At 46.2% G+C, this 9,869-nt stretch carries 8 protein-coding genes; 4 read left to right on the top strand and 4 right to left on the bottom strand.

Going from position 1 to position 9,869, the window contains the following annotated elements:
• Positions 1-81 precede the first annotated feature (81 nt).
• Positions 82-780: a DUF4397 domain-containing protein gene (locus V7M78_RS17695; protein WP_333651693.1), complete on the bottom strand. Its 699-nt coding sequence runs from the start codon at positions 778-780 to the stop codon at positions 82-84.
• 334 nt (positions 781-1,114) lie between these two features.
• Here V7M78_RS17695 and V7M78_RS17700 point away from each other — a divergent pair, with 334 nt between their 5' ends.
• Positions 1,115-1,393 carry a zinc ribbon domain-containing protein gene (locus tag V7M78_RS17700; RefSeq protein WP_333651694.1) on the top strand — a complete coding sequence of 93 codons (279 nt, stop codon included), beginning with the start codon at positions 1,115-1,117 and terminating at the stop codon, positions 1,391-1,393.
• Positions 1,390-1,740 (top strand): DUF2085 domain-containing protein, encoded by a 351-nt coding sequence (locus tag V7M78_RS17705; protein ID WP_333651695.1) that lies wholly within the window; start codon positions 1,390-1,392, stop codon positions 1,738-1,740. Before V7M78_RS17700 ends, V7M78_RS17705 begins: the two co-directional genes overlap by 4 nt.
• Positions 1,741-1,883: 143 nt before the next feature.
• Here the strand turns inward: V7M78_RS17705 and nifJ are convergent, their stop codons facing one another.
• Positions 1,884-5,423 carry a pyruvate:ferredoxin (flavodoxin) oxidoreductase gene (gene nifJ / locus V7M78_RS17710; protein WP_333651696.1) on the bottom strand — a complete coding sequence of 1,180 codons (3,540 nt, stop codon included), beginning with the start codon at positions 5,421-5,423 and terminating at the stop codon, positions 1,884-1,886.
• 202 nt (positions 5,424-5,625) lie between these two features.
• The gene (locus tag V7M78_RS17715; protein ID WP_333651697.1) at positions 5,626-7,320 is read right to left on the bottom strand and encodes a VanW family protein; all 1,695 of its coding nucleotides are present in this window, start codon (positions 7,318-7,320) and stop codon (positions 5,626-5,628) included.
• Positions 7,321-7,534: 214 nt separating this feature from the next.
• Between V7M78_RS17715 and V7M78_RS17720 the strand changes: the two genes are divergently transcribed.
• On the top strand, positions 7,535-8,389 hold the full coding sequence (locus tag V7M78_RS17720) for a PHP domain-containing protein (RefSeq protein WP_333651698.1): 855 nt from the start codon (positions 7,535-7,537) through the stop codon (positions 8,387-8,389).
• Here V7M78_RS17720 and hemB read toward each other — a convergent pair whose 3' ends face one another.
• Positions 8,390-9,373: a porphobilinogen synthase gene (gene hemB, locus V7M78_RS17725; RefSeq protein ID WP_333651699.1), complete on the bottom strand. Its 984-nt coding sequence runs from the start codon at positions 9,371-9,373 to the stop codon at positions 8,390-8,392.
• Positions 9,374-9,506: 133 nt separating this feature from the next.
• Between hemB and V7M78_RS17730 the strand changes: the two genes are divergently transcribed.
• The gene (locus V7M78_RS17730) at positions 9,507-9,761 is read left to right on the top strand and encodes a hypothetical protein (RefSeq protein WP_333651700.1); all 255 of its coding nucleotides are present in this window, start codon (positions 9,507-9,509) and stop codon (positions 9,759-9,761) included.
• Positions 9,762-9,869 lie beyond the last annotated feature (108 nt).

Consider the following 9,869-nt stretch of genomic DNA (forward strand, 5'->3'; position numbering starts at 1 on the left):
CTCCTCCTATAATTGTATTAACACACTTAGTACAGTTACTATATCAGAAAACCTCCAGTCTGTCAACCAGAGGTTATGATTCTAACTTCTCCTGTCCTCCACAATTAAAACGCGAAGGTCATCCTGGGCACTGCTCCCGTTAAAACCGTACAAGGTGTAAGAAGTGTTTCCCCTTATATATAGGTTGGAATTCAAAATGATATTCATGGAGTAAACATGACTGCTGTAAACAGAAACCATGTAATAACCGGTCAGAAGATATTCAAATCTGGTCAGCTCCCTGTACCCCACTGCCCGGAAGGTAAGGCCGGAATTTAAGGAAACATTGATTCTTCGGTTGGTTATGGATAAATTACACACCCGGAAACATCCCGTATGAATGCCTCCGTTACAGAATATGTCTCTTATCTCCACCAGATCCAGGCCAAAATCCGTATTGATAAAGGCAATGGTAACGGCCCCGTCCATTGGCACACAAATCTGTTTCTCCAGATAGACGTAGCCTGTTTCGTCAGATATGGACACCATTTGCAGCCCGGCAGAAACACGGCCATAGTCGCTGAGCCCTCCGGTCTCCAGCCCGCTTACAGCCAATTGGCCGCCGACAGAAATAAAAAACGAATGATATCCCACAGTTGCATTGAGAAACCGGACAAGGCCGATTTGACTGGAGGCGCAGTAATAACAGGGAATGACCTCCTGAGGGGATACGGTAATAATGGAAACCCTGGAATCTCCATCGGTTTCCAGATTATTTTGCATACAAGACAACCCGTCCATAGAATTCCTCTTTATGATGGTTATATTATAAGTTTATTCCAATATAAACGCCCAGTGCCTGTCTTGTTTTAAATACTGCTGTTCTTTTAAAAGTTTAAACATTTTCACCATATACCATGCAGTTTTATAAAAATTACAAAAGTATTATTTATTCATAAAATATAAAATCATATGAATTTTTCTAATTTATTTTCAAAAAATGACAAAATTATCCTTTTTTCGTAAAATCTATAGACTTTTATTTCTAAATATGTCATACTACAAAAGTATTTAGGAGTTAATTATTTAATTCCGAAATTAAGTTATTTTAATGTATATACAGGAGGATAAAAGTATGAATTGTAAAAATTGTAATCAACAAATTGATGACAAAGCAGTCATCTGCCCCCATTGTGGAGTTTCCCAGGCGGTAGATTCCGGCGGTATTGGTTGGAGCCTTTTAGGCTGCTGTATTCCATTAGCCGGTTTGATTTTATTCTTAATATGGAAAGATACAAAACCTAAATCAGCAAAAGCCGCCGGAATCGGTGCTCTGGTTGCCGTAGGACTTGGTATTGTATTTTATGTATTAATGTTTGCCTTAGGAATCGGTGCCTCTTTATACGGGGTATGATAAGTTTTCTCTACCGGTCACTTCCTATTGTATTCGGCTGCCATTGCAGAGCAGACCGTTCCTTTTTCTTTCATGGAAAACAATTTCCCATCTGTGCAAGATGCACCGGTGAATTGGCAGGAATGGTTATATTAAGCCTTACATATGCAATTTACCGTCTTCCAGTCTTATATGCCGCAGGTTTTCTCATACCAATGACATTAGACGGAGGTATCCAATTGCTTACTAAATATGAAAGCACGAATTTCAGAAGATTTTTTACAGGCATCTTTTTCGGATATGGTTTTTTTAATCTTTTCATTACAGGTGCAGTTGTCTCATACCAATATGGGTACAATTTGCTGTAAAAAACCAGCCCTTTACTTTAAAAAGCGCATTCCTGACAGACATTTTTCTCATCAGGAATGCGCTTTTTTGCTGCCGTCTTTTATAATCTCAAAACAGCCCCGGATGAAACCATCCGGGGCCGCAGTTATTACACAAATATCAATTAGTCGTTACCGTATAAGGTAATCAGCTTCTGAAGGTGATTATATTTTTCCTCAGCATACTTCTTGTTCTGAGCGAACAGTTCAGCAGCTCTCTCTGGATTCTTCATAGCAAGGGAAGAGTAACGAACCTCACCCTTTAAGAATTCTTCGTAGTTATCCAGGTTAGGAGTCTTGCTGTCTAAGGAGAATTTCTTCTCAGCGTCAGGGTTGAAGCGGAAGTTGTTCCAGTAACCGCACTCAACAGCCAGTTTCTCTTCTGTCTGAGCCTTGGACATACCCTTCTTGATACCATGGCTGATACATGGAGCATAAGCGATGACTAAGGATGGTCCCGGATAAGCCTCTGCCTCAGCAATAGCCTTAACAGTCTGTGCATAATCAGCACCCATAGCAACCTGAGCCACATATACATAACCATAGCTCATAGCGATTGCTGCCAGATCCTTCTTCTTAGTATCCTTACCGCCTGCTGCAAACTGTGCAACAGCACCTGTATTGGTAGCCTTGGAAGACTGTCCGCCGGTGTTGGAATAAATCTCTGTATCAAATACCATTACGTTGATGTCTTTTCCGCTTGCAAGAACGTGGTCAAGACCACCGAAGCCGATATCATATGCCCAGCCGTCGCCGCCGAAGATCCACTGAGATTTCTTAGCTAAGAAATCCTTGTCTCTTACAATAGACTTGCAGGTATCGCAGTCAGCACCTTCCAATGCTGCAACCAGCTTGTCTGTTGCAGAACCGTTTGTTACGCCGATGCTGAAGGTATCTAAATACTCTTTGCAGGCAGCCTTTACTTCCTCAGATGCCTGATCAGAGTTCATAACTTCCTCAACCTTAGCCTTTAAGCCGTTTCTTAAAGAGGTCTGAGCCAGAAGCATACCGTAACCGAACTCAGCATTGTCCTCAAACAGAGAGTTGGACCATGCAGGACCCTGTCCCTTTTCATTTACGGTGTAAGGTGTAGATGGTGCAGAGTTACCCCAGATGGAGGAACAGCCTGTAGCATTTGCAATATACATTCTGTCGCCGAATAACTGGGTAACCAGTTTTGCGTAAGGAGTCTCGCCGCAGCCTGCACATGCACCTGAGAACTCAAGGAGAGGCTTCTTAAACTGGCTTCCCTTAACGCTTGACTCTTTGAATTTATCAATAACTTCCTGCTTGATCGGCAGAGTCTGACCGAAGTCAAATTCCTTCTGCTTTGTAGCAGCGTTAGCTTCCATATCAACCATAACAAGAGCCTTTTCGCCCTTCTTTCCAGGACAAACATTGGCACAGGAACCGCAGCCTGTACAGTCAAAGCCTGATACAGTGATGCTGAACTGATATCCTGGCATACCTGTCATAGCGAGTGTCTGCATTCCTTCCGGAATTGTAGCTACTTCTTCTTCAGTCATAGCAACTGGACGGATAACTGCATGCGGACATACATAGGAACAGAAATTACACTGAATACAGTTTTCAGGTTTCCAACCTGGAATGGTAACTGCAATACCGCGCTTCTCGTATGCAGAGGAGCCGGATGGTGTGGAACCGTCAACATAATCGCTGAATGCAGATACAGGAAGTGTATCACCCTGCTGAGCGCTTACCTTTGTCTGAATGTTATTGACAAAGTTCACTACATCGCCTCTGCCTTCGCCTACAACCATATAATCCAGACCTTCGTCTTCGCAGTTCTTCCAGCTTTCCGGAACTTCGATCTTAACGATGTTCTTTGCGCCTGCATCAATAGCAGCCCAGTTCTTCTTAACAATTTCTTCACCCTTACGTCCGTAGGTTGCCTGAGCAGCAGCCTTCATCAGTTCATTTGCCTTTTCAGCAGGAATGATTCCGGTCAGCTCAAAGAATGCGGACTGAAGAATGGTGTTGATACGGGTAGCACCCATGCCTGTCTCAATACCGATTTTCACACCGTCAATGGTGTAGAATTTGATATTGTGGTCAGCAATATACTTCTTAACCTGTCCGGGAAGATGCTTGTCAAGACTTTCTGCATCCCATGGGCAGTTGAGCAGGAAAACTCCTCCGTCAACCAGTTCCTGAACCATGTTGTATTTACGGATATAAGCAGGGTTATGGCAAGCCACAAAGTTAGCCCGACGGATCAGGTAAGTGGACTTAATCGGCTCATGTCCGAAACGAAGGTGAGACATGGTAACGCCGCCGGACTTCTTGGAATCATAGTCAAAGTAAGCCTGAGCGTACATATCTGTGTTGTCACCGATGATCTTAATGGAGTTCTTGTTAGCGCCTACGGTACCGTCTGCACCAAGGCCCCAGAACTTACAGTTTGTAGTTCCTTCCGGAGTAGTAACGATAGGATCGCCTGCATCAAGGGAAAGGTGGGTTACATCATCTACGATACCGATGGTGAACGGAGTTTTCTCCTTGTTGTTGTAAACTGCTACGATCTGAGCAGGTGTAGTATCCTTGGAGCCTAAACCGTAACGTCCGGTTAAGATCTTCACCTGGTCAAACTTGGTTCCTCTAAGGGCAGCAACTACATCCAGGTATAAAGGCTCGCCTAAGGAACCTGGCTCTTTTGTTCTGTCCAATACGGAAATAGTCTTAACTGTATCAGGAATTGCATCGATAAGAGCTTCTGCACAGAATGGTCTGTAAAGACGAACCTTCACAACACCTACCTTGCTTCCTGCTGCAGTTAAATAATCAATGGTTTCATCAATGGTTTCATTGACAGAACCCATAGAAATGATTACATGATCTGCATCAGCAGCTCCGTAATAGTTAAACAGCTTATAGTCAGTACCGATCTTTGCATTTACCTTGTCCATATATTTCTGAACAACTGATGGCAGAGCATCGTAATACGGATTACATGCTTCTCTTGCCTGGAAGAAGATATCAGGGTTCTGAGCGGAACCTCTCTGGCATGGATGGTTTGGATTCAAAGCATGGCGGCGGAATGCATCCACTGCGTCCATGTTTACCATCTCTTTTAAATCCTCATAATCCCATGTTTCGATCTTCTGGATCTCATGAGATGTACGGAAACCGTCGAAGAAATTGATAAAAGGAACTTTTCCTTCCAAAGCTGCCATATGAGCAACCGGAGTTAAGTCCATAACTTCCTGTACGCTGGATTCGCAAAGCATAGCGCAGCCGGTCTGACGGCATGCATATACGTCGGAATGGTCACCAAAGATAGACAAAGCATGGCTGGCAATGGCACGGGCTGATACGTTGATTACGCCCGGAAGCTGCTCACCTGCGATCTTATAAAGGTTTGGGATCATAAGTAACAGACCCTGAGAAGCGGTGTAGGTGGTGGTCAGCGCACCTGCTGATAAAGACCCGTGTACTGCACCTGCAGCACCCGCCTCAGACTGCATCTCTGTAATCTGTACCGTCTGTCCAAAAATATTGGTTCTACCATCTGTTGCCCACTCATCTGAAGCCTCTGCCATAGGTGAGGATGGGGTGATCGGATAAATAGCCGCTACATCAGTATATGCATAAGACGCATGAGCTGCTGCATGGTTACCATCCATGGTTTTCATTTTTCTTGCCATTCTTGATTTCCTCCTGCAAATGTGAATAATATATCAATTAGTATTCCCTTTCGGGAAAGTGACCTAGGATTATTATAACAATTATTTAACAAAAAGCAAATATTAAAACTGGAAAATTAAGTATTATTTTAAAAACAATCGCATAAAAACAGGATCGGAGTCAATATTTGCCCGATCCTGTCCGATTTTCCCTTACAAACCTCTAAAATGGGTTGGGCTGAATGATGGACGCCCCGCCATCCTCTCCCGGTCCCTGGGGTACAGGAGTTGTTTCCTGATCCGGCTTTTCCGTCTCTTTGGGAGCCGTTGTGGCAGCGCCTGTGGTTTCGTTATTTCCAGGCCCCGGAGCCTCTGTCACTGTGGCCGGATTTTCTCCGATGCCTTCAGAAGCGCCCTCTGATCCGTCAGTAGCCGGTATAACCACGCCGGACGTATTCCGCTTAATGGTAGCAGGCTTTCCGCGGTAAGTGCTGTTATGGAAGAATTCATCGCTTACCACAACCCCATCTTTTTTCGTAACCAGATTGGTCACCCACCGGCTTCCCTTTGTTTCAGCCTTCTCTATCTTCTCCACTCCGTCCTCTAAGGTCTGGTCCTCTTCATAAACCGGTGCCGGAGCAGCCAGTTCCCCTGTCTTTGTGGAAGACATGGAAAGGGTGACTCCCTCCTCCAGAATAGGAATTCCCACAATGGAGATCTTCAGCTTCCTGTCCGCAAAGCTGGCCCTTATGGCAACGGCGCAGGAAGAATTATTGACAAATTTCATATCAGGACCGCCAAAGCTTACCATGGCATCCTCTCCCGGTGTCACATAGCTGGGCTCATAGCTGTGAGCATGGCGCTCCGTGGTAGTCAGTCCCGCAAATACCACTGCATTATACAGGGTGGAAGAAACCTGACATACGCCGCCTCCCGGTTCTTCGACCAGAACACCGTTTAAATATGCACCGGCCGGACGGTAGCCCTTTGCCGGAGACCGCTCTCCTGTAGCATTATTAAAGGAAAATGTCTCTCCTGGCTGGAGAATCATTCCGTTTAAAGCATCGGCAGCCAGTTCAATGTTCTTGTTCCGGTCCTTGTTGGCTGTGGTGGTGGTGGAATAAGTTCCGATGACCTTATACATCTCCTTGGCCTGGGCCTCGGTGATCTTAGGGGCCACTTCATTGGCGGAAGCAGGAACCACAGCAGTGAAATCCTTCGCCTTAAGCTGGGTCTGAATGTCAGCCGCCAGCTTGTCCTGGTCAATGACAACTCCATTTTTCTCTCCGGAGTAGACAAATGATCCGCTGGCCTTATCAAAGCCTGAGATGGAGCCGTTTTTCGGAGCCACATCCCATTTGGCTGCAATGGCCTTTACCTCGGTCTGAACGGCGTCTTCCAGGCCGGTCATATCAAGGGTATAGCTTTCCTTTGCCTCCCCTGTATAAATCTCCTCCAGCAGGCTTTTTACCTTACTGTCCAGCAGATTTTTCAGTTCGTATTCTTCTTCCTGGTAAGTGACCTTCATTCCCCACTGATACTGCTTTTCAATGGCAGCCAGGGCTTCTTCCCTGGACATTCCCGCAATGGAAATTCCGTCTACCGTAACCTCTTTCTGAAGCTCTGTTTCCAGAGTTGCTGATGTCTCTGCCGACCCCTCTTTGGCCTTTACGGTCTCTAAGTACTTTGAGGTGGCCATAACAAGGACTATGGCGGACGCAGCGAAAAGAAGTATCCTCACTACCCTGGTAATATTGTATTCAGGCCCTCTTTTTCTCCTCTTTCCTCTTCTGTTGGACGAACCGCTGCTCCGGTAGGACTGCCCCTGTCTGCGGCTTGTCCCTGACTGGCTCCTTGAGCCGGACGTACGGGAGGAGGTTCTTACTGCGTTTCTTTGTCTGTCATTCACTTGACTCATCTATCTTCACCTTTTTACATGATTATGTGGTATTACATGGACTAGTATACCATATTTTGTGGAAAATTCCATTACGATTTTATGAATTTTTAAATCTCCGCCTTTGGTTACGCTGAATTTTACAAAATGTTAAGAATGTGTTACTATGTTGTTATCAAACCTTTTCATAAATAAGTCCGCGGACTTTACTAAAAATTCCCTTCAGGAGGTTCTTATGAAATTCATCGATCTGCACGTTCACTCAAACGCTTCAGACGGCACTTATACGCCCTCCCAGGTGGTAGCCCTGGCAGTGGAAAAAGGGCTTTCAGCCATGGCCCTGACTGACCACGACACCATTTCCGGCATTCCTGAGGCTCAGGCTGCCGCCGCCGGACTTCCCATTGAGATTATTCCGGGAATTGAGATTTCCTGCGTATACCAGGGAAAAGAAATCCACATCCTGGGACTTTACGTCAATCCTGACGACCAGGAGTTTCGCGCAGCAGCCGAGGGCTTAAGGCTCATCCGGGACAAGCGCAACGAAACCATGATGCTCCGGTTTCAGGAGGCAGGCATGGACTTGACTCTGGAAGAAATTCTGGAAAAAAATCCGGGAACCGTCATAACCAGAGCCCATATAGCCCGGCTTCTCATGGAAAAGGGATACGTCAAAACCATGGATCAGGCCTTTCGGAAATACCTGGACTACGGGGGACCATACTGCCCTCCCAAGGAAGAGATCACTCCGGAATACGCCATGAAAATCCTTGCCAACTCCAAGGCTTCCCCTGTCCTGGCCCATCCATACCAGTACCGGCTGGGCGATCAGAAAACAGAAGAACTGGTCTGCTATCTGACCTCCTTAGGCCTTCACGGCTTAGAGGTCTACCACTCCTCCAACAACCAGCACGAAAGCGGAAAGCTGAAGAAGCTGGCCCTGAAATACGGCTTATTTTCCGCAGGCGGTTCCGATTTTCACGGAGACAATAAGCCTGATATCTCCATCGGAAGCGGCCGGGGAGGTCTGCGCATCACCTCATTGCTCCTTGACGATATTAAAGAGTTCCGCCGGGAAAAAGGGCTTTGATCAGCCTATTTTTCCCTGTTCTATGCAGCCTGCAAGCTCCATGGCATAATAGGTGATGAGAATGTCCGCACCGGCCCGGTATATGCTGACTGCTGATTCACACATAATTTTCTCCTCATCAATATAGCCGGCCTTTGCTGCTGCCTTTATCATGGCATATTCCCCGCTGACGCTGTATGCTGCCACCGGAAGGTCATGGCGGTCAGCCACCTCCCTGATGACGTCCAGATAGGAAAGAGCAGGCTTTACCATCACAATGTCAGCCCCTTCCTCAATATCCAGCTTCACTTCCTTTAAGGCCTCTTTCCGGTTGTGGTAATCCATCTGATAGCTTTTCCGGTCCCCAAAAGCAGGAGCCGATCCGGCTGCCTCCCGGAAAGGTCCGTAAAAGGCGGAGGCATACTTGGCTGAATAAGCCATAACAGGTACTGTCTCAAATCCCGCCTCATCAAGGGCCTGCCTCATGGCACCGATCCGCCCATCCATCATATCCGAGGGAGCCACCATATGGGCTCCGGCCCTTACATGGGACAGGGCGATCCGGTTTAAGTATTCCAGAGTCTTGTCATTGTCCACGTACTCCCCATCCAGAATTCCGCAGTGGCCGTGGGAGGTGTACTCGCACATACACACATCAGTAATCACGTATACAGACGGGTAATATTCTCTGATATAGCGGACAGCCCGCTGAATAATCCCGTTTTCATCATAAGCCTGGCTTCCGCAGCCGTCTTTATGGGCCGGAATCCCAAACAAAAGAACCTTTTCCACACCGGCCTCTAAAAGCCGGTCCATAATGACAGAAAGCCGGTCCACGCTGTAGCGGTACTGGCCTTCCATGGATGGGATCTCTTCCACAATCCCCTCTCCGTCTATTGCAAACAGAGGATAGATCAAAGACTCCTTAGAAATCCTGGTTTCCCGGACCATTTTCCTCAAAGAATCTGAGGTTCTCAATCTTCTTGGCCTGTTTAATAAATTCATGTCCAAATCTCTCCTTTTTATTCCTGTCTATTATACACCCTCCTTAAGAAGATTCAAGTAGTTCTTGCGGCAGAGGAAAAGATTGTTTATAATAGTACATGTATTCAATCAACGAGAAATGAGGTGCTGTTTTATGGAAGAAATTTATCAGGCCATTGAAGAAACAATCCGTGCTGCCGGCTATGAAGGCCCTGTCAAAGGGGAAGAGATTTACGAGGAAATCTGCGACGAAATAGAGGACAAGGAGCCTGGTGCTTACGTGTTTATGTCTAAGAAGACAGACGACACCTTCTTTGAATATAAAATCCAGATCTTTGAAGACCAGTTCAACTTAAGCGCCATCGACATCCACACCCCAGACCGAATCTTCCACGCAGACTTTGACTAACGATTTGGAAGTGCAGAAAAGTTGGTGAAACATAGGCGTATGAGCTCGCTCATTAAGCCAATGTTCCGCCAACTTTTCTATAGGGCGGAACGCCCTCATGAATAATTT

Source organism: Lacrimispora sp. (assembly GCF_036758025.1).
GTDB lineage: Bacteria > Bacillota > Clostridia > Lachnospirales > Lachnospiraceae > Lacrimispora.